General features: G+C 68.2%; 18 protein-coding genes, 2 tRNA genes and 1 pseudogene. 16 read left to right on the top strand and 5 right to left on the bottom strand.

Features of this window, described 5'->3' with window-relative positions:
• Positions 1 to 157 precede the first annotated feature (157 nt).
• From dnaA to VF106_RS42945, 11 genes and pseudogenes are all read left to right on the top strand, one after another.
• Positions 158 to 1,771 (top strand): chromosomal replication initiator protein DnaA, encoded by a 1,614-nt coding sequence (gene dnaA / locus VF106_RS42895; protein WP_330845786.1) that lies wholly within the window; start codon positions 158 to 160, stop codon positions 1,769 to 1,771.
• Between the two features lie 686 nt (positions 1,772 to 2,457).
• A complete protein-coding gene (gene dnaN, locus VF106_RS42900; protein WP_330845787.1) occupies positions 2,458 to 3,591 on the top strand; it encodes a DNA polymerase III subunit beta in 1,134 nt (377 codons plus the stop codon).
• 21 nt (positions 3,592 to 3,612) lie between these two features.
• Complete coding sequence (gnd, locus tag VF106_RS42905; protein ID WP_330845788.1) at positions 3,613 to 4,527, top strand: phosphogluconate dehydrogenase (NAD(+)-dependent, decarboxylating); 915 nt, start codon at positions 3,613 to 3,615, stop codon at positions 4,525 to 4,527.
• Between the two features lies 1 nt (position 4,528).
• A complete protein-coding gene (gene recF, locus VF106_RS42910) occupies positions 4,529 to 5,677 on the top strand; it encodes a DNA replication/repair protein RecF (RefSeq protein WP_330845789.1) in 1,149 nt (382 codons plus the stop codon).
• 67 nt (positions 5,678 to 5,744) lie between these two features.
• Positions 5,745 to 6,383 (top strand): DciA family protein, encoded by a 639-nt coding sequence (locus VF106_RS42915; protein ID WP_414639194.1) that lies wholly within the window; start codon positions 5,745 to 5,747, stop codon positions 6,381 to 6,383.
• A gap of 198 nt (positions 6,384 to 6,581) precedes the next feature.
• Positions 6,582 to 8,549, top strand: a complete 1,968-nt coding sequence (gene gyrB, locus VF106_RS42920; protein ID WP_330845790.1) for a DNA topoisomerase (ATP-hydrolyzing) subunit B — start codon at positions 6,582 to 6,584, stop codon at positions 8,547 to 8,549.
• A 30-nt stretch (positions 8,550 to 8,579) separates the two neighbouring features.
• On the top strand, positions 8,580 to 11,141 hold the full coding sequence (gyrA, locus tag VF106_RS42925; RefSeq protein ID WP_330845791.1) for a DNA gyrase subunit A: 2,562 nt from the start codon (positions 8,580 to 8,582) through the stop codon (positions 11,139 to 11,141).
• 180 nt (positions 11,142 to 11,321) lie between these two features.
• Positions 11,322 to 12,056, top strand: a complete 735-nt coding sequence (locus VF106_RS42930) for a DUF3566 domain-containing protein (RefSeq protein WP_414639201.1) — start codon at positions 11,322 to 11,324, stop codon at positions 12,054 to 12,056.
• Between the two features lie 31 nt (positions 12,057 to 12,087).
• A tRNA-Ile gene (locus tag VF106_RS42935) sits at positions 12,088 to 12,161 on the top strand.
• 188 nt (positions 12,162 to 12,349) lie between these two features.
• Positions 12,350 to 12,460, top strand: a pseudogene (locus tag VF106_RS42940) (DLW-39 family protein); the annotation flags it as partial.
• Between the two features lie 88 nt (positions 12,461 to 12,548).
• Positions 12,549 to 12,621, top strand: a tRNA-Ala gene (locus VF106_RS42945).
• A 329-nt stretch (positions 12,622 to 12,950) separates the two neighbouring features.
• Here the strand turns inward: VF106_RS42945 and VF106_RS42950 are convergent.
• Positions 12,951 to 13,187, bottom strand: a complete 237-nt coding sequence (locus tag VF106_RS42950) for a DUF6289 family protein (RefSeq protein ID WP_330845792.1) — start codon at positions 13,185 to 13,187, stop codon at positions 12,951 to 12,953.
• Between the two features lie 148 nt (positions 13,188 to 13,335).
• Here VF106_RS42950 and VF106_RS42955 point away from each other — a divergent pair, with 148 nt between their 5' ends.
• Complete coding sequence (locus VF106_RS42955; protein WP_330845793.1) at positions 13,336 to 13,869, top strand: DUF2020 domain-containing protein; 534 nt, start codon at positions 13,336 to 13,338, stop codon at positions 13,867 to 13,869.
• A gap of 52 nt (positions 13,870 to 13,921) precedes the next feature.
• Here the strand turns inward: VF106_RS42955 and VF106_RS42960 are convergent, their stop codons facing one another.
• Entirely contained in the window at positions 13,922 to 14,605 is a 684-nt protein-coding gene (locus tag VF106_RS42960) for a hypothetical protein (RefSeq protein ID WP_330845794.1), read from the bottom strand.
• 83 nt (positions 14,606 to 14,688) lie between these two features.
• Here VF106_RS42960 and VF106_RS42965 point away from each other — a divergent pair, with 83 nt between their 5' ends.
• Both VF106_RS42965 and VF106_RS42970 read left to right on the top strand, forming a co-directional pair.
• A complete protein-coding gene (locus tag VF106_RS42965; protein ID WP_330845795.1) occupies positions 14,689 to 15,240 on the top strand; it encodes a peptidylprolyl isomerase in 552 nt (183 codons plus the stop codon).
• On the top strand, positions 15,241 to 16,158 hold the full coding sequence (locus VF106_RS42970) for a rhomboid family intramembrane serine protease (RefSeq protein ID WP_330845796.1): 918 nt from the start codon (positions 15,241 to 15,243) through the stop codon (positions 16,156 to 16,158).
• Here VF106_RS42970 and VF106_RS42975 read toward each other — a convergent pair.
• Both VF106_RS42975 and crgA read right to left on the bottom strand, forming a co-directional pair.
• A complete protein-coding gene (locus VF106_RS42975; RefSeq protein WP_330845797.1) occupies positions 16,155 to 16,532 on the bottom strand; it encodes a PH domain-containing protein in 378 nt (125 codons plus the stop codon). The genes VF106_RS42970 and VF106_RS42975 overlap by 4 nt on opposite strands.
• 193 nt (positions 16,533 to 16,725) lie before the next feature.
• Positions 16,726 to 16,992 (bottom strand): cell division protein CrgA, encoded by a 267-nt coding sequence (gene crgA / locus VF106_RS42980; RefSeq protein ID WP_330845798.1) that lies wholly within the window; start codon positions 16,990 to 16,992, stop codon positions 16,726 to 16,728.
• A 216-nt stretch (positions 16,993 to 17,208) separates the two neighbouring features.
• Between crgA and VF106_RS42985 the strand changes: the two genes are divergently transcribed.
• Both VF106_RS42985 and VF106_RS42990 read left to right on the top strand, forming a co-directional pair.
• A complete protein-coding gene (locus VF106_RS42985) occupies positions 17,209 to 18,036 on the top strand; it encodes a class E sortase (RefSeq protein WP_414639202.1) in 828 nt (275 codons plus the stop codon).
• Positions 18,036 to 18,194 (top strand): hypothetical protein, encoded by a 159-nt coding sequence (locus VF106_RS42990; RefSeq protein ID WP_330845800.1) that lies wholly within the window; start codon positions 18,036 to 18,038, stop codon positions 18,192 to 18,194. The genes VF106_RS42985 and VF106_RS42990 overlap by 1 nt, the downstream gene beginning before the upstream one ends.
• On the opposite strand, the gene VF106_RS42995 is transcribed toward VF106_RS42990, so the two are convergent.
• On the bottom strand, positions 18,169 to 19,383 hold the full coding sequence (locus tag VF106_RS42995) for an APC family permease (protein ID WP_330845801.1): 1,215 nt from the start codon (positions 19,381 to 19,383) through the stop codon (positions 18,169 to 18,171). The two genes, VF106_RS42990 and VF106_RS42995, sit on opposite strands and share 26 nt — an antisense overlap.
• Positions 19,384 to 19,391: the final 8 nt, after the last annotated feature.

Below are 19,391 nucleotides of genomic sequence, written 5' to 3' on the forward strand. Positions count from 1 at the left end.
TCCGTCGTACCTTCGTGCACAGTTGTGGACAACCCTGTGGATGCTGCCGAGCCGGGCCGCTCCAGCCGTTCGCCTCCCGGCGGGCCGCACCAGGGTGCCGACACAGCGAGGGGTAGCGGTGATGGTGCAAGGCCAGCGAGGGGAGGGGAGCTCGTAGGTGTCCGAGCAGCAGATGAACTTGAGTGTGGTGTGGGAGCAGGTCGTGCGGGAGTTGTCCGCCGGCACGCTTTCCCCGCAGCAGCGGGCGTGGATGCGGGTGACCCGACCCATTGGTTTGCTCGACGGCACCGCCTTGCTCGCCGCGCCGAGCGACTTCGCGAAGGACGCGATCGAGCGGGCACTGCGCGAACCGATCACCGACGCACTCTCCCGCCGCCTCGGCCGCGTGGTCTCGCTCGCGGTGAAGGTCGACCCGGTCAGCACCCAGCAGTCGCCACCGGTCGTGGTGCCCCCGCCGCCGATGCCACCACCGCCGCCCCCACCCCCGAGGCCGCGGCCCGGCATCCCCGGGCTCGTCGAGCAGACGCTCGTGATGGCACCCATCAAGCCAGTGAACCCTAGTAATACTGTGAAGCCGCCTGGCGCGATCGACAACGGCATCGGCGACGGCACGGACAACGACGAGGTGGACGAGGAAGGCGACGCGCTCGCCACCGTCCACGAGATCTGGCCGACGATGACCGGTCAGCCGTCCAGCGGGCAGCCCTTCACCGCGCCCGCGCAGCCGCAGACCTCCAAGACCCGGCTCAACGAGAAGTACACGTTCGACACTTTTGTGATCGGCGCGTCCAACCGGTTCGCGCACGCGGCCGCCGTCGCCGTCGCGGAGGGCCCGGCCCGCGCGTACAACCCGTTGTTCATCTGGGGCGAGTCCGGGCTCGGCAAGACACACCTCCTCCACGCGGTCGGCCACTACGCGCAGCGCCTGTTCCCCGGCATGCGCGTGCGGTACGTGTCGACCGAGGAGTTCACGAACGACTTCATCAACTCGCTGCGCGACGACCGCAAGGTCGCGTTCCAGCGGCGCTACCGCGACATCGACATCCTGCTCGTCGACGACATCCAGTTCCTGGAGGGCAAGGAAGGAACCCAGGAGGAGTTCTTCCACACCTTCAACACCCTCCACAACGCCAACAAGCAGATCGTGGTGTCGTCCGACCGGCCGCCGAAGCGGCTGGAGACCCTGGAGGACCGTCTCCGCACGCGGTTCGAGTGGGGGCTCATCACCGACATCCAGCCGCCGGAGTTGGAAACCCGCATCGCGATCCTCCGCAAGAAGGCGGCACAGGACCGCCTGCCCGCGCCGGCCGAGGTGCTCGAGTTCATCGCGGCCCGCATAGAGCACAACATCCGCGAGCTCGAGGGCGCGCTCATCCGCGTCACCGCGTTCGCCTCACTGAACCAGTCGCCGGTCGACATCGGCCTCGCCGAGATCGTGTTGCGGGACCTCATCCCCGACTCGCAGATCCCTGAGATCAGCATCGCGACGATCATGGCCGTCACGGCGGAGTTCTTCGGCGTCTCGCTCGACGACCTGTGCGGACCCGGGAAGACGAAGGCGCTCGCTGGGGCACGGCAGATCTCCATGTACCTGTGCCGCGAGCTGACCGACATGTCGCTGCCGAGGATCGGCCAGACGTTCGGCGGCCGCGACCACACGACCGTCATGCACGCGGAGAAGAAGATCCGCAAGGAGATGGCGGAGCGGCGTCGTGTCTACGACCAGGTCCAGGAACTCACCTCACGGATCAAGCAGCGCGCCCGCGGCTGACGCGGTGGGCGCTCCGCTCAGGCCGATGCGCGCTCGGCAGGCTCCGCGCGAACTGACACGGGCTCCGCACGACGGAGCCCGTTCTTCCGCGTGCTCCACTGCCCACTCCACTGCCCACTCCACTGCCCGCTCAGCTGCCCACTCGGCGGCCCGAACTTCCTTGTATGGCAGGAAGTTTCGCAATTCTGTCGTGTCCGTCGATGTGTCCTGCGTCGCACTCTCGACCGCCCATCACCCGGAAAGGGGATTCGTGGGCATCCCCAGTCCTGTGCACAACCTGGGGGCGAACGCCTCGCTTCTGGGGACCATCCTGTGGACAACTGGGGACCGACTGTGGATCAACCTTGCACAGGTTCGAGTTGTCCACGGCGACCCCGAGTTGTCCCACAGTTCTCCCCAGGCTCCATCCCCAGGCCTCGATACGTCGCGACGTGGCGGTATGAGGGTTATCCACACTATCCACAGCACCTATTACGACTACTGTTTTTCTCTTCAAGGGTTATCAACAAAGAAAAAGCAGGGGTGTGCATGCGCGCGAACGCATGCGTCGCGAAGTGGATGCAAACAAGCGAGGACCCGAGTGGAGCGGCGGAAGCGCACGCTCTACGGTGGCGACCAACGTCTAGTGCAGCCCCTTCGGCGACGTCCCGTGAGCGCCTAGCTCCTCGTGTCTGGAAAGGACTCTCATGAAGATCCGCGTCGAGCGCGACGGTCTCGCCGACGCCGTCGCATGGGTCGCGCGCAGCCTGCCGACCAGACCGCCGGTTCCCGTTCTCGGCGGGATTCTCCTGGACGCGAGCTCGTCCGACGGGTTGACGATCTCCGGGTTCGACTACGAGGTGTCGGCGACCGTCGGCGTCGCGGCAACGATCGCGGACGGTGGCCGCACGCTCGTGTCCGGCCGGCTACTCGCGGACATCACCAAGTCCCTTCCGGCGCAACCGGTCGAGATCCTCGTCGACGGCGCACGCGTGTCGATCACCTGTGGCAGCGCGAAGTTCTCGCTGCCAACCATGCCGGTGGAGGACTACCCACAACTCCCGGCGATGCCACCTCATGCCGGCGAACTCGCCGGCGAGGTGTTCGGGCTCGCGGTCAGTCAGGTCGCGGTGGCGGCCGGCAAGGACGACACGCTCCCGATGCTGACCGGCGTACGCGTGGAGATCGCCGGGAACAAGCTCACGCTCGTGGCGACCGACCGGTTTCGGTTGGCGATGCGCGAGTTCGAGTGGAAGCCCGACGAGGGGCTCGCGAGTCAGGGTGAGCTCGCGGTGCTCGTCCCGGCACGCACGCTCGCCGACGCGGCGAAGGCACTCGGCACGGCAGGCGCCACCGTGGAGCTCTCGCTCGCGCCCGGCGACGGGCTCATCGGTTTGTCCGGATCCGGACGGCGCACCACGAGCCGGCTCCTCGACACCGAGTTCCCGCGCTACCGCCAGTTGCTGCCGTCCGAGCAGACCGCGGCCGCCATCGTCGAGGTGGGGGCTCTCGTCGAGGCCATCAAGCGCGTGTCGCTGGTGGCCGAGCGCGGCACCCAGGTCCGGCTCGAGTTCGGGGACGGCGGCCTGCGCCTGTCCGCCGGCGGCGACGACGAGGGCTCGGCGGAGGAAGAGCTGTCGGTCGAGTACAACGGCGAGCCGGTGACGATCGCGTTCAACCCGAGCTTCCTCCAGGAGGGACTCGGTGCCCTGCACGCGGACCGTGCCGAGTTGTCCTTCACCACACCGAGTCGCCCGGCACTGATCAAGCCGGTGGGTGACGATGGAAATGTCACTCCGGGGTACCTGCACCTGCTCATGCCGGTGCGCCTCCCCGGCTGATCGCCTTTCCAGGAGGAAGCAATGCAGCTCGGTCTCGTCGGTCTCGGCCGGATGGGCTTCAACATGCGCGAGCGGTTGCGCGCGGCCGGCCACGAGGTGGTCGGTTTCGACCGCAACCCGGACGTGAGCGACGCGACGTCACTCGCCGACCTGGTGTCGAAGCTGTCCGGGCCTCGCGTCGTGTGGGTGATGGTGCCGGCCGGCGAGCCGACCCGCCAGACGGTCACGGAGCTGAGTGGTCTGCTGTCCGCCGGTGATCTGGTGATCGACGGCGGCAACTCGCGGTTCTCCGACGACACCAACCACGCGGCTCTGCTCGCCGAGAAGGACATCGCGTATCTCGACTGCGGGGTGTCCGGTGGTGTGTGGGGCAAGGACAACGGTTACGGGCTCATGGTCGGCGGCGACGCCGAGGACGTCGAGCGCGTGATGCCGATCTTCGACGCGCTGCGCCCGGACGGTCCGCGCGAGGAGGGCTTCGCGCACGCGGGCCCGGTTGGCGCCGGCCACTACGCGAAGATGATTCACAACGGCATCGAGTACGGCCTGATGCAGGCCTACGCCGAGGGCTTCGAACTGCTCGAGGCCGCGAAGATCATCGAGGATGTGCCCGGGGTCGTCAAGGCGTGGCAGCGCGGCACGGTCGTCCGGTCCTGGCTGCTCGACCTGCTGGTCCGCGCGCTGGACTCCGACCCGGAACTCGACGACCTACGCGGACACGTCGAGGACTCCGGCGAGGGTCGGTGGACCGTCGAGGAGGCCATCAACCTCGCGGTGCCGGCGCCGGTGATCTCGGCGGCGCTGTTCGCCCGGTTCCGCTCGCGGCAGGACGACTCGCCGGCCATGCGTGCCGTCGCCTCGCTGCGCCAGCAGTTCGGCGGGCATGCCGTGCAGGCGGCGGGCCCGTCCTCCGGCGCGGGCAGCACGCAAGGCTGAGGTGTACGTCCGACACTTACAGGTCACCGACTTCCGCTCGTGGAAGCACGCCGACCTGGAGCTGGAGCCAGGGCCGGCGGTGCTGGTCGGCCAGAACGGGCAGGGCAAGACCAACCTGGTCGAGGCCCTCGGTTACGCGGCGACGCTCGGCTCGCACCGGGTGGCGACCGACGCGCCGCTGATCCGGCACGGCTGCACCCGCGCGATCGTGCGGACCGCGATCGTCAACGAGGGCCGCGAGCTGACGATCGAACTGGAGATCACCGCGGGCAAGGCCAACCGTGCGCGGGTGAACCGGGCACCCGTCCCCAAGACGAGGGACGTGCTCGGGATCCTGCGCACGGTGTTGTTCGCGCCGGAGGACCTGGCGCTCGTGCGGGGCGACCCGAGCGAGCGACGCCGGTTCCTCGACGAGCTCCTGGTGTTGCGTGCCCCCCGGTACGCCGGGGTCCGTGCCGACTACGACCGGGTGCTGCGGCAGCGGAACGCGTTGCTGAAGTCGTCCGGCCACGCCCGGCGGGCCGGCTCGAAAGGTGACATCGGCACGCTCGACGTGTGGGACGGGCACCTCGCCCGCCATGGCGCCGAGCTGCTGGCCGCCCGGCTGGACCTGGTCGCGGACATGGCTTCGCACGTCACCGACGCGTACGCCGGGGTCGCCCCGGAGTCGCGGCCGGCGACGATCCGGTACCGGTCGGGCATCGCCGACTCGTTCCCGGACGAGTACGGCACGGCCGGAGCACGCGCGGACAGAGAGGTGTTGACCGACGCCCTGCTCGCCGCGATGGTGGCGAACCGGGACCAGGAGCTGGACCGGGGGGTGAGCCTCGTCGGCCCTCACCGCGACGAGCTGGAGTTGACGCTCGACCAGGTCCCCGCGAAGGGGTACGCGTCGCACGGGGAGTCGTGGTCGTTCGCGCTCGCGCTGCGGCTCGGCTCCTACGAGCTGTTGCGCGCCGACGGCAGCGAGCCGGTGCTGGTGCTCGACGACGTGTTCGCCGAGCTGGACCGCCGCAGGCGAGAGCGACTCGCCGAAGTGGCGGTCGCGGCAGAACAGGTGCTCGTGACCGCCGCGGTGGCGGAGGATGTGCCGAGCGAGTTGGCTGGCGCTCGCTACCTTGTCGCCGACGGGGAGGTCAACCGTGAGTAATCGACAGCGAGCGACACGGGGAGTGACACACGGTGCTGTGACCGGTCACACACCTGGGGACAAACCTGTGGATAGTGTGGATAACACGGTCACCCCGCGTCCCTCCGCAACCCCAGATGGGGGTGAATCGGGCGACCTGACCACCCGAAAGGGTGTTGATGTTGACAAGGATCCGCGTTCCACCACGGACGGTGACTATCCACAACTTCGTGGCTCGGACCTCGCGCGTGCCGCCCTGGCCGCCGCGAAGGCCGCGGCGGGCGGCCCCGAGGCCAAGAAGAAGTCCGTCGCACGCGGCGCGGGCGCGGTCAACCGGCGCAGGCGCCGCTGGTCCGCTGCCGGCGCCGACGAGCGTGATCCCCAGCCCCTCGGCCGGCTCGTCGGCCGCATCGCCCTCGAACGCGGTTGGAACGGCCAGCTGACCACCGGCCGGCTCTTCGACCGATGGTCAGTGATCGTCGGCGAGGAAGTCGCGGAGCACGCGCGGCCCGTCGAGCTCAAGGACGCCGAGCTGACCGTCCAGACCGACTCCACCGCGTGGGCCACCCAGCTGCGGCTGCTGCAGAAGCAGCTGCTCGTCAAGATCGCCGCCGCCGTCGGAAACGACGTGGTCAAGCGGCTGAAGGTGCTCGGTCCGACCGCGCCGAGCTGGCGCTACGGACCACGACATGTGCGTGGTCGGGGGCCTCGCGACACCTACGGGTGACCCCGGGTGGCGCTACCGGGGGCGGAAGGTGTGAAATCCGCCTTCGAGGGTCCACGTACGCGTACGGGATCGGTCGGGAGCCCTTCCGGGCGTCTGTGACGGAGCTAGGGGTGTGTTCGCCGCATTCTGCGGTCGTGCACCAGTACTATTGAGACTGGCGAACGGCCAGGCCCTTTCCGAACAGGAGAACCCCCGCCCGTGGCGAACAACAACCATGAGTACAACGCGTCCTCCATCAAGAAACTGGAAGGCCTCGAAGCCGTTCGCAAGCGCCCCGGCATGTACATCGGGTCAACCGGTGAGCGCGGCCTCCACCACCTGATCCAGGAGGTCGTCGACAACTCCGTCGACGAGGCGATGGCCGGTTACGCGACGAAGGTCGAGGTCACGTTGCTGGCCGACGGCGGCGTGCGCGTCGTCGACGACGGCCGCGGCATCCCGGTCGAGATCCACCCCGAGTACAACAGGCCGACGGTCGAGATCGTCCTGACCGAGCTGCACGCGGGCGGCAAGTTCGACAGCGACACCTACGCGGTGTCCGGCGGCCTGCACGGCGTCGGTGTCTCCGTGGTCAACGCGCTGTCCACCAAGCTCGACATCGAGGTGCACCGCAACGGCAAGGTCTGGCGCCAGCGCTACGACCGCTCCGAGCCGGGGCCGCTGACCGAACACGGCGAGACCGAGGGCACCGGTACGTCGGTCACCTTCTGGGCGGACGGCGAGATCTTCGAGACCACCACGTACAACGCCGAGACCATCGCGCGCCGCCTCCAGGAGATGGCGTTCCTCAACAAGGGCCTCACGATGGTCCTGCGTGACGAGCGGGTGTCGGACGAGGAGACGCACGAGGACGCCGACGGCCAGGCCGCGCGGGTCAAGGACCGTACGTATCACTACCCGGGCGGGCTCGAGGACTTCGTCAAGCACATCAACCACACCCGCGAGGCGATCCACTCGAGCGTCATCGCGTTCGAGGCGAAGGGCGACGGCCTCGAGGTCGAGGTGGCGATGCAGTGGAACACCGGCTACAGCGAGTCGGTGTACACGTTCGCCAACACGATCAACACGGCCGAGGGCGGCACCCACGAGGAGGGCTTCCGCGCCGCGCTGACCCGTGTGGTCAACGTGTACGCGCGCGACAAGAAGCTGCTCAAGGAGAAGGACCAGAACCTCACCGGCGACGACATCCGCGAGGGCCTGGCCGCGATCATCTCCATCAAGCTCGCCGAGCCGCAGTTCGAGGGCCAGACCAAACAGAAGCTCGGCAACACCGAGGCCAAGACGTTCGTGCAGACGAACGCCAACGAGATGCTGGCCGACTGGTTCGAGCGCAACCCGTCCGACGCACGGACCATCGTCACGAAGTCGGTCTCCTCGGCGCAGGCCCGGATGGCGGCCCGCAAGGCGAGGGAGCTCGTTCGCCGCAAGGGCGCGCTCGACATCGGCGGCCTGCCAGGCAAGCTCAAGGACTGCCGGTCGACCAACCCGGAGGAGTGCGAGCTCTACATCGTGGAGGGCGACTCCGCGGGCGGCTCGGCCAAGGAGGGGCGGGACTCGCGGTTCCAGGCGATCCTCCCGATCCGCGGCAAGATCATCAACGTGGAGAAGGCCCGCATCGACCGGGTGCTCAAGAACACCGAGGTCCAGAGCCTGATCACCGCGCTGGGCACGGGCATCCACGAGGACTTCGACCTGTCGAAGCTGCGGTACCACAAGATCGTGCTGATGGCGGACGCCGACGTCGACGGCCAGCACATCCGAACCCTGCTGCTGACGTTCCTGTTCCGCTTCATGCGCGGGCTGGTCGAGCACGGTCACGTGTACCTGGCGCAGCCGCCCCTGTACAAGATCAAGTGGCAGCGGACCGAACCGGAGTTCGCGTACTCGGACCGCGAGCGCGACGGCCTGATGAAGGCTGGGCTCGAGTCCGGCAAGAAGATCAACAAGGACGACGGCATCCAGCGCTACAAGGGTCTCGGCGAGATGAACGCCGACGAGCTGTGGGAGACCACGATGGACCCGGCGCACCGCCTGCTCCTGCAGGTGACGCTCGACGACGCAGCCACCGCCGACGAGCTGTTCAGCGTGCTGATGGGCGAGGACGTCGAGGCCCGCCGCTCGTTCATCACCCGCAACGCCAAGGACGTCCGCTTCCTCGACGTGTAGTCGTCACGGAATGCGCTTGAAAGGAACTTCGTGACCGAGACCTTGCCGCCTGTCCCGCCGGACAACGACCGCACCGAGCCGGTCGACATCCAGCACGAGATGCAGCGCTCCTACATCGACTACGCGATGAGCGTCATCGTGTCCCGCGCGCTGCCGGACGTCCGCGACGGCCTCAAGCCCGTCCACCGCCGTGTCCTGTACTCGATGTACGACACGGGCCTGCGTCCGGAGCGCAGCCACGTCAAGTGCTCCCGCATCGTCGGTGACGTCATGGGTAACTACCACCCCCACGGCGACTCCGCGATCTACGACGCCCTCGTACGCCTGGCCCAACCGTGGTCGATGCGCTACCCCCTGATCGACGGACAGGGCAACTTCGGCTCACCGGGCAACGACCCACAAGCCGCCATGCGGTACACCGAGGCGCGCATGACGCCCCTCGCGATGGCGATGTTGCAGGACATCACCGAGGAGACCGTCGACTTCGCCGACAACTACGACGGCAAGACGCAGGAGCCGACGGTCCTCCCGTCCCGCATCCCGAACCTGCTGGTCAACGGCAGCAACGGCATCGCGGTCGGCATGGCCACCAACATCCCGCCGCACAACCTGCGCGAGGTCGCGTCCGGTGTGGTGTGGGCGCTGGAGAACTGGGACGCCTCCGACGACGAGACCCTGGCCGCGATGATGCTGCGGATCAAGGGCCCGGACTTCCCGACCAAGGGCCTGATCCTCGGCACCCGTGGCATCGAGGACTGCTACCGCACCGGCCGCGGCTCGATCCGGATGCGTGCGGTGGTCGAGGTCGACGAGGACGCCAAGGGACGCACGATCCTGGTCGTCACCGAGCTGCCCTACCAGGTGAACCCGGACAACCTGATCGAGAACATCGCGGCGCTCGTCCGTGACGGCAAGATCGGCGGCATCGCGAACGTCGACGACGAGTCGTCCAAGCGGGCCGGCATGCGGATCGTGATCACGCTCAAGCGGGACGCGGTCGCCAAGGTCGTGCTGAACAACCTGTACAAGCACACCCAGCTGCAGCACAACTTCGGCGTGAACATGCTGTCGCTGGTCGACGGCGTGCCCCGCACGCTGCGGCTCGACCAGATGATCCGGCACTACGTCAAGCACCAGGTCGAGGTCATCGTCCGGCGTACCCGCTACCGGCTGCGCAAGGCCGAGGAGCGGGCCCACATCCTGCGCGGTCTGGTCAAGGCGCTGGACGCGATCGACGAGGTCATCGCGTTGATCCGCCGCTCGCCGACGGTCGACGAGGCCCGCACCGGCCTGATCTCGCTGCTCGAGATCGACGAGATCCAGGCCAACGCCATCCTCGAGATGCAGCTGCGCCGCCTGGCCGCCCTCGAACGGCAGAAGATCGTCGAAGAGCTCGCCGAGATCGAGACCTACATCGCCGACCTGCAGGACATCCTGGCCAACCCGGAGCGCCAGCGGATGATCGTCCGCGACGAGCTCATGGAGATCGTCGACAAGCACGGCGACGACCGGCGCACGCAGATCATCCCGTTCGACGGCGACGTGTCGGTCGAGGACCTGATCGCGGTCGAGGACGTGGTCGTCACCATCACCAGGACCGGCTACGCGAAGCGCACCAAGACGGACCTGTACCGGGCGCAGAAGCGTGGCGGCAAGGGCGTCCAGGGCGCCGGGCTCAAACAGGACGACATCGTGGCGCACTTCTTCGTGTGCTCCACACACGACTGGATCCTGTTCTTCACGAACAAGGGCCGGGTGTACCGAGCCAAGGCGTACGAGCTGCCGGAGGCCAACCGCAACGCACGTGGTCAGCACGTGGCCAACCTGCTGGCGTTCCAACCGGACGAACAGATCGCACAGGTCATCGAGATCAAGGACTACCAGGTCGCGCCGTACCTGGTGCTCGCGACGAAGAGCGGTCTGGTCAAGAAGAGCCGACTGTCCGATTTCGACTCCAACCGCGCCGGTGGCCTGATCGGCATCAACCTGCGCGAGGACGACGAACTGGTCGGTGCGGTGCTGTGCTCGGCGGAGGACGATCTGCTCCTGGTGTCCGCCGGCGCCCAGTCCATCCGGTTCCACGCGAGCGACGAGGCACTGCGCCCGATGGGCCGGGCCACCTCGGGCGTGTTGGGCATGCGGTTCAACGACGGCGACGAGCTGCTGACCCTGGGCGTGGTCCACGAGGGAACGTTCCTGCTGGTCGCGACGGACGGCGGCTACGCCAAGCGCACCCCGATCGACGACTATCCGGTCCAGGGCCGGGGCGGCAAGGGCGTGCTCACCGTTCAATATGACAGCAGGCGTGGCAGGCTTGTAGGTGCAGTCATCGTCGACGAGGACGATGAGCTGTACGCGATCACCTCCGCGGGCGGGGTCATCAGGACCTCGGCCAGGGAGGTACGCAAGGCGGGCCGGCAGACGAAGGGGGTGCGCCTGATGAACCTCGGCGACGGCACCACCCTGGTCGCGATCGCCCGCAGTGCGGAAGTCGAGAACGGCAACGTCTCAACCGATTCGCCGGAGGAAAGCAACGCCGACGGCGAGCAAGGCGTCATCACCCAAGACGGCGGCGAGACGCCGGCACAGTAGAGCCGCGACACACTGTAGGGGACCCGCGTGACACCACCCGACAAGCCCGGACGCACCGACCAGGGAGCGGAGGCGGACCGCACGTCCGCCATCGCCACCAGCGGCCAGGCCAAGCAGGTCGACCAGGCCGCCGGGGGCACCCACGAGGGCAACGGAAACAAGCCGCCGGCCACTCCACCAGTGGCCGGCGCCGAGGACCTGGAGCTGAGCCACGGCACCCCGCCGCCGTGGCAGCGGGTGCAGAGCGAGCACAAGCCCGCCCAGCAACCGCCGTTGAGCCCGACCCCACCTCCGGGGTCGGGGGAGAAGACCGTGCAGGTGGAACGCCCGGTGGTGACGGGCTCCGCCGCGCAGCGACTGTTCGGCGGTTCGGACGCACCGACGGTCAACGTGCCGCACAACCCGATCCGCACCCCCACCCCACCGGATGGCACCCCGGCACCCGCCCGTTCGGCGGTGAACCTGGACAGTGGCAGCCCGTCGTCCACCGGTCCGCTCCGCGCGGTCGGGGTCGGCGCGGCGGCACCCAGCGCGCTTCGCCGCCCGGGCCGCGGCCCGCGAAGGGCGAACCTGCAGATCAAGCGCTTCGACCCGTGGTCGGTGCTGAAGCTGTCGCTGGTGCTGGGTGTGGCGCTGTTCTTCGTGTGGCTGGTGGCGGTGGGCATCCTGTACGCCGTGCTGGACGGCATGGGCGTGTGGGACAACCTGAACGGCATCTCGGACGAACTGCTGCAGGGCTCGAGCGAGTCGAGCGAGCCACTGATCAGCGCCGGCCGCGTGTTCGGCGTGGCGGCCATCATCGGTGCGGTGAACATCGTGCTGTTCAGCGCACTGGCCACAGTGGGCGCGTTCATCTACAACGTGTCCGCTGACCTGGCCGGAGGCCTGGAAGTCACCCTGGCGGAACGTGAATGATCCGCGTGAGGTAGTCTTCTCCTCGCATCCGGGGCCTATAGCTCAGGCGGTTAGAGCACTTCGCTGATAACGAAGGGGTCGGAGGTTCAAGTCCTCCTAGGCCCACGGAATACGGACGACCTTGCCAAATCGGGGTCGTCCGTACTCATTTTCAAGCCGCACCGAACCCGGCTTTTGATCCCCCAGGCACACACCCCCACAACCCGCACCTGTGGCAGACTTGTGGGGCCGCCCGCAAGGATCAACAGGGGTCGCGGACGGATAGTCTTGTTTTGCCGAAGGAGGCAATGGACGTGAAGAAGCTTCTCGCACTGGCAGCCGTGGCTGGCGGCGTTCTCTTCGTGATTCGCCGCAACAAGTCGGCCAAGGCGCAGGACGACCTGTGGCGCGAGGCTACCGCTCCTGCCGCGGGCAAGAAGGCCTGACGCAAGCCACGTGGCTGGCGGACCCCAGGTCCGCCAGCCCAGCGTGAGCGCGACCTCACGCTGGCACGGGGACGTAGCTCAATTGGCAGAGCACTGCCTTTGCAAGGCAGGGGTTAGGGGTTCGATTCCCCTCGTCTCCACGAAGACGACCTAGGGCAAGGCCCAGGTCAACGATTTGAACCCGCCGTCTGGGGCCGTGCGGTCCAGCCCGGTCACGTGGCGTGCCCTTGGTATGCCCCTCGTTTTCGGGCGGGCACGCTTGGCCTTCGGCCTAACGAACACCACGCCGGCCGGACCCGCTCTCGGCGAACTGCTCCATGTGCTCCCTTGGCTCTCCAAGAATGATCTTCTGGATAGCCACGGTCCGCACCGGCCATGCTGACGAGCCAGACCACGTTCGTCCTGCGGTCCGGCCCTGCAGGTGGTGGATCAGCGGTCAAGCCGTCTTGGGCTGCTCGCGGCAGGATTGTCAGTCAGGGCATCTCGCCTGTGTGGTCACCTGGAACCTGGTCGTCTCACCCCACTGGATGGTCGAGCCGTCGCAGAACAGGGTGAAGCCGCCGACCTGGACGTCGTGCGTGTTGTCCGTGTAGTACGCACGGTCGCACTGGTATCCGGCATTGCACTTCGGGATGGCCTGCGCCGGCGCCGCGGTCAGCAGCGGAACGACGGCCAGGGCGGACACGAAAGCCACTCGACGGATCATGCGTCGCCTCCACGAGTTAACGTGACTTTCTCTCACGTTAGTCGCGTGTACTCGCTTCGCAATCAGCCGTTCGGCGTCAGTGACCTGCTGCGTGCGTAGCGTTACCCCTACGAGGCCCGATGACGCGATGTGGTTGACTCAGCGGCCTATGAAACGCGTCCTCCTGCTCGGTCCTGTGCTGCTGGTCGCGCTCACCGCCTGTGCGGAGGAGCCCGCGGACGACCCGACCGTGATCACGACGATCCCCACGTCGACCGCCACCCAGGCGCCGGCCGAACTACCGGCGGATCCCCAGCCGACCGGCGCCGGTCCCTGTCCGTACCTCGAGGAGACCTACGTCGAGGAGACGAACGGGCAGCGGGTGTCCAAGGTGCAGACCTCGGCCGACCAGCCGCCGGCGTGCTTCTTCTACCGCCCGGACGGGTCGGTGCAGCTGACCGTCCGCGTCTACACCGGTGACGCGGCCGTCGCGAAGGGGCTCGTCGACGCGGCCGCGCCGGTCGCCACCTCCAACCCGGCCGAGCTGACCGGCGGCTGGAAGGGCGGCGCCGAGGCCAAGGACACCGGGGCGGTCTACGCAGTCGCCAAGGACGCGTCCGCGGTCATCGTCGTCACCAACCAGGAACAGACGATCAAGGCCAAGCAGATCGCGCAGGAGTCGATCAGCGCACTCGGGCTGTAGAGGGACCTCGGCCCGCCGGCGGATGAGCCGACGGGCCGAGGAACGCGAACACCTATCGCTTCGTGCTCGACTTCTGCGGTTGGCCGTTCCTCGAGACGTCGGACTCGGCACGAGCGGCATCCGGCTTCGCCGTCTCGTCCCGCCGCGGCTCCGGCACGGCCTCCTGCTGTCCCGCCGCCTTGCTGCGCACCACGTAGGCGATGCCGCCGGCAACGATCCCGAACAGCAGCAGCTTCGGCCACCGACGCTTGCGCTTCGGTGCCTCCGCCAGCTTCAGTGCGGCCGCTTCCTCCTGCGCCCGCGTCTTCAGCTTCGTCGCCTCCGCCCTGACCGTGTTCTTGAGCTTCCTGGCATCCGCCTTGGCCTGCTTGGCCGACTTGCGGGCCTGCTTGGCCGCCTTACCCTTCAAGGCGTCCTTGCGGGCCTGCTTGGCGGCCCTGGCCAGGTCCTTGCGCGTGTGTTTGGCCTTCTTGGCCAGCTTGCGCCGAGCGCGGCGGGTGGTCTTCACGACCTCCTGCTTGGCTACCTCGGCGCCCTCGGCAAGGGCCCCCGCGAGCTGCCGGGGCGCGACCCCGCGCTCCGTGAGCTTGCGGTCCGCGGTGTGCGCGGCCCGGGATGTTGCGTCAATGCCTGCCTGACCAGCGCGTTTGGCACTGCGACGGGCCGTGCGCCAGCCGGAGCCGACGGCCTTGCCGACCGTCTCCCCGGCCCGGGTCATGGCCTTCACATCGTCCATAGTCTGCTCCAGGGTGGCTTGTCCGGACAGCTACCATCCTGCCCCTTCCGGACCGATCCTGCTGTAGATGGCACGATGACCGGGTGGCAGACAGCAACGAGTCCCTCGTCGGGACGAAGGTATCGGCAACACTGCACACCTCTAAGGGCCCCATCCGGGTCACCCTGTTCCCGGATCAGGCGCCAAAGACGGTGTCGAACTTCGTGGGCCTGGCGGAGGGCACCAAGCAGTACGGCCCACGCAACGCCCAGGGCGGGTCCTCCGGCCCGTACTACGACGGCATGATCTTCCACCGGGTCATCGACGGCTTCATGATCCAGACCGGTGACCCGACCGGAACCGGTCGCGGCGGCCCCGGCTACGAGTTCGCCGACGAGTTCCACCCGGAACTGCAGTTCAACAAGCCGTACCTGCTCGGCATGGCCAACCCAGGCGTGCGTGACTCGAACGGCTCGCAGTTCTTCATCACGGTGGCGCCCACGACCTGGCTGAACTTCAAGCACACGATCTTCGGCGAGGTCACGGACCAGGAGTCCCGCAACGTCGTCGACACGATCGCGACGGCGAAGACCGGTCCCCAGGACAAGCCGCTGGAGGACATCGTCGTGGAGCGGGTCTCGGTCGAGCGAGCCTGAGTGTCCGTCAACAGGCAGCAGGACCTGCCCGCCTGCGTACGGCACCCCGACCGGCCGACCGGTCTGCGCTGCGTGCGGTGCGACCGGCCGGCCTGTCCGGACTGCCTGCGTGAGGCGTCGGTCGGCTACCAGTGCGTCGACTGCGTCGCCGAGGGCAGCAAGACGATACGGCCGGCCCGCACCGTCGGTGGCGCACGCGCCGGCGTCAAGCAGCTGGTCGTGGTGCCGGTGCTCATCGGCATCAACGTGCTGGTGTTCGCGGTCATGGCGCTGCAGGCGCAGAGCGTCGTCGACAACCAGCAGTCGAGCGTGTACCTCTACGGCACGCTCATCCCCGCCGCGGTCGCGGAGGGCGACTACTGGCGCCTGTTGACGTCCGGCTTCCTGCACTTCGGCAACTACGGCGGTTTCGGGCCCGTCCACCTGATCTTCAACATGTTCGCGCTGTGGGTGCTCGGCCGGGATCTCGAGGTGGCGCTCGGCCGGGTCCGGTTCCTGGCCGTCTACCTCATCTCGCTGCTCGGCGGCTCGGCCGCGGTGATGCTGTTCTCCGGGGTGGAGGACAGCACGGTCGGGGCCTCGGGCGCGATCTACGGCCTGTTCGGCGGTATCGCCGTCGTGGTGTTCCGGTCGCGGATGAACCCGACGCCGGTGCTGACGCTGCTGGGGGTCAACATCTTCCTCAGCGTCGCTCTGCCGGGCATCTCGCTGGCCGGTCACCTCGGCGGGTTGGTGGCGGGCGCGTTGGCGACGGCCGCACTGGTGTACGCACCGAAGACCAGCAAGCTCACCCAGTTCCAGGTCTGGTCGTGTGTGGCGCTGGTGGTGGTGCTGGTGGCGCTGGTCGCGCTGCGGGTGTCGGTCATGGACACCCACTGCGTGGTGACGACGACGGTCGGGTACTGCTACCCGGTCTAGGTGCGCAGCGCCAGCAGCTCGTCGACGACGTCTTCGGGATCGGCGCCGAGGTCGAACCGGCCGAGCACGACCAGGTCGGGCGGCTCGGCGTTCTCGGCGTCGATCTCCACCGTCGCGGTCTCCCGGCCGAGGCGTCTGGTGCGGACCAGCCGCACGTTCACCTCGGCCCACGTCCACCTGCGGGTGCCGGTCAGCCCGCGCACCGCGATGCCCTCGTTGTCGGCGGACAGGCGTGGGCGGGCGACGATGGTGAACACCCCGGTGGCCGCGAGCGCCAGCGCGACGGCCCCGATCAGTACCCGACCGGGTGCGTCATCGGCGAACGCGGCCCAGGTGCCTGCCGCGGCCGCGAGTCCCCAGGCCAGCACCGCCACTGCGGGCTGCGGAGACCACTCTTTCGAAGGTGGAGTCGCAGGTGGCGGGGTCACGGCTGCTGTCACGCTCCGGATTCAGGAGTGCGGCCTGTGAGGGTTATCCACAGCAGTTGTCCACACTGGGGATGACTTACACCCGTGTGGTTCAATCACAATGCGCTGAACGGGTGCATGCCAGCCAACCGATGGCAGGTCAGCGCCACCGCATCGTCATCAGCAGGCCGCCGATCATGAGGGCGAAGCCGACGGCGAAGTTCCAGTTGCCGAGGTCGGACATGAAGGGAATGCTCTCCCCGGCGATATAGTTCACGACCAGCCACGCCAGCCCGAGGATCATCACGCCAAGCATCACCCCGACATAGAGGGGGTGCGACGGACCCGCGGACTTGACCTTGACCGGGGTGCGGCGGTCAGCCGGTGGCGTGTAGACCGCCTTCTTGCGGACCTTGGACTTAGGCATGGGAGTCCTCACTGGCGTGTAGCTTGGGCACAAACACCACTCTGCAACACGTTAACGTAGCCGAGGGCCTCGGCGAACCCATAGGTCGGGGGACCGAGAGGAGCGCGCGTGGGCACCGTGGAGCACATCGGCCGGGGCGCGGGCCGTATCTCCGGTGATCTGGGGCATCGTCCCCCGTCGCCGCGCCCGCGTGTGACCGAACCGCCGACCGTCCGCATCAAGCTGCCGCGTCAGTTCGTGCCGCCGAAGCGCGACCCGGTGCGCACGGCCGTCCGGACCTTCGGTGAGATCCTGATCACGCTGGGCCTGGTCGTCCTGCTGTTCGTGGTCTACGAGGTGTACTGGACGGACCTGGTCTCCGCCGGCAAGCAGCGGGACGCCGCCGCCGCGCTGGACAGCCAGTGGAAGACCAAGGAAGACCCGCAGCGCCAGGACCACTTCACCGGTCTCGGCGAGGGCGACGGCTTCGCGAAGATGTACATCCCGGCGTTCGGCGCCGACTACGAGTTCACGATCGTCGAGGGCACCACGCCGGCCAGCCTCGAGATCGGCCCCGGTCACTACACGAACACCGCGTACCCGGGCGAGGCGGGCAACTTCTCCGTCGCCGGGCACCGGGTCGGCAAAGGCGCCCCGTTCAACGACATCAACCTGATCAACTCCTGCGACGCGATCGTGGTCGAGACGCAGAACAACTGGTTCGTCTACCGCGCCCTGCCGAAGGCGGAGGAGAAGGCGGGCTGGGCCGAGGGCAAGGGCCGGGAGGCTCAGTGCCAGGGCGTCTCCGTGCTCGGCGGCCCGTACGCCGACGTGATCGGTCAGCAGATCGTGACGCCGAGCGACGGGCTGGTCGTGGCACCGGTGCCGGGGTCGGAGACGGCACCGAGCGCGGGTGAGCAGGCCGCGTTGATGACGCTGACGACGTGCCATCCCCGCTTCTCGGACAAGCAGCGGCTGATCGTGCACGCCGTCCTGGTCAAGCAGTGGGCGAAGGACCCGGCCAAGCCGACGTGGACGCCGCCGGAGCTGAAGGAGACCGTCTGATGTACGGCTGGATCTGGCGTAACCTGCCGGGGCCGTTCGCGGTGCGGCTGACGCTGGCGGTCGCGCTCGTGCTCGGGGTCGTCGCGTTGCTGATGTTCGTGGTGTTCCCGTGGGCCGAGCCGCTGTTGCCGTTCAACAACGTGACAACCACCCAGTGAGCGCGCGGCCGGCCAGCCCGACCGCGAAGACGCCGAGGCCGACGAGCACAGAGCCGAGAGGCAGTGTGCCGGCGAGCACCAGGCACCCGATCAACCCGGCGATGTTGAGTGCCTTGGGCCAGCGGCGATCTTCACCCGTCTGGGTGGCCGCGGACAGGTTCGCGACCGCGTAGTAGACGAGCACCCCGAACGAGGAGAAGCCGATCACCGCGCGGAGATCGGTGGTGAGCACGAGCACGCAGACGAGCACACCGACGACCACTTCCGCCCGGTGCGGCACGGCGAACCGCGGGTGCACGGCCGCGAGCCAGTGGGGCAGGTCCCGCTCCCGCGCCATGGCGAGCGTCGTCCGTCCCACGCCGGTGATGAGCGCCAGCAACGCACCGAGGCTGGCGGCCGCGGCGCCGACGGTGACCATCCACTGTGGAGCGGCGGTGTCGGCCAGCGGCGCCTTCGACGTCGAAAGTCGTTGTACGCCAAGGGTGTACAGGAGGGTGAAGCCAACCGCGAGGTAGACGACGAGTGCTCCGGCGAGTGCCCCGACGATGGCACGCGGAATGGTGCGCCGGGGATCGCGGACCTCCTCACCGAGCGTGGCGATACGCGCGTACCCGGCAAAGGCGAAGAACAGCAAACCGGCCGCCTGCAACACATCCAGCGGCCCGACCGCCTCGACCGGACCGCTCCCCGACGCCGGACCATCCGATATGGACAGTACGATTATCAACAACAGCAAGGAAAGTACGACCGCGAGCAAGATCTTGGTGACGATCGCCGTCCGCGTGATCCCACGCAGGTTCACCACGACGAGCACGACGACCGCCGCGACCGCGACCGGTTTCGCCACGCCGGGCGCCACATAGGACGCGAAGGTGAGTGCCATCGCCGCACAGCTGGCGATCTTGCCGACGACGAACCCCCACCCGGCGGTGAACCCCCACCACGGCCCGAGCCGCTCCCGCCCGAAGACGTAGGCACCACCGGACGAGGGATACACGGCGGCGAGCTGCGCGGAGGCCACGGCGTTGCAGTAGGCGACGAACCCGGCGAGCAGGAGGGCCAGCGGCAACCACCCACCAGCACTGGCTGCGGCGGGCGCGAAGACGGCGAACACCCCGGCCCCGAGCATCGAACCGAGCCCGATGGCGGTGGCGTCGAGGGTGCCCAGTCGCCGAGCCAGGTCCGTCACAGGGACTC

Origin of the sequence: Actinophytocola sp. (assembly GCF_036378875.1) — a bacterium.
Lineage (GTDB): Bacteria > Actinomycetota > Actinomycetes > Mycobacteriales > Pseudonocardiaceae > Actinophytocola.

Coding starts and splice junctions, on each gene's coding strand:
- dnaN (WP_330845787.1), top strand. CDS start 2,458: ATGAAGATCCGCGTCGAGCGCGACGGTCTCGCCGACGCCGTCGCATGG.
- gnd (WP_330845788.1), top strand. CDS start 3,613: ATGCAGCTCGGTCTCGTCGGTCTCGGCCGGATGGGCTTCAACATGCGC.
- VF106_RS42950 (WP_330845792.1), bottom strand. CDS start 13,187: ATGATCCGTCGAGTGGCTTTCGTGTCCGCCCTGGCCGTCGTTCCGCTG.
- VF106_RS42955 (WP_330845793.1), top strand. CDS start 13,336: ATGAAACGCGTCCTCCTGCTCGGTCCTGTGCTGCTGGTCGCGCTCACC.
- VF106_RS42960 (WP_330845794.1), bottom strand. CDS start 14,605: ATGGACGATGTGAAGGCCATGACCCGGGCCGGGGAGACGGTCGGCAAG.
- crgA (WP_330845798.1), bottom strand. CDS start 16,992: ATGCCTAAGTCCAAGGTCCGCAAGAAGGCGGTCTACACGCCACCGGCT.
- VF106_RS42990 (WP_330845800.1), top strand. CDS start 18,036: ATGTACGGCTGGATCTGGCGTAACCTGCCGGGGCCGTTCGCGGTGCGG.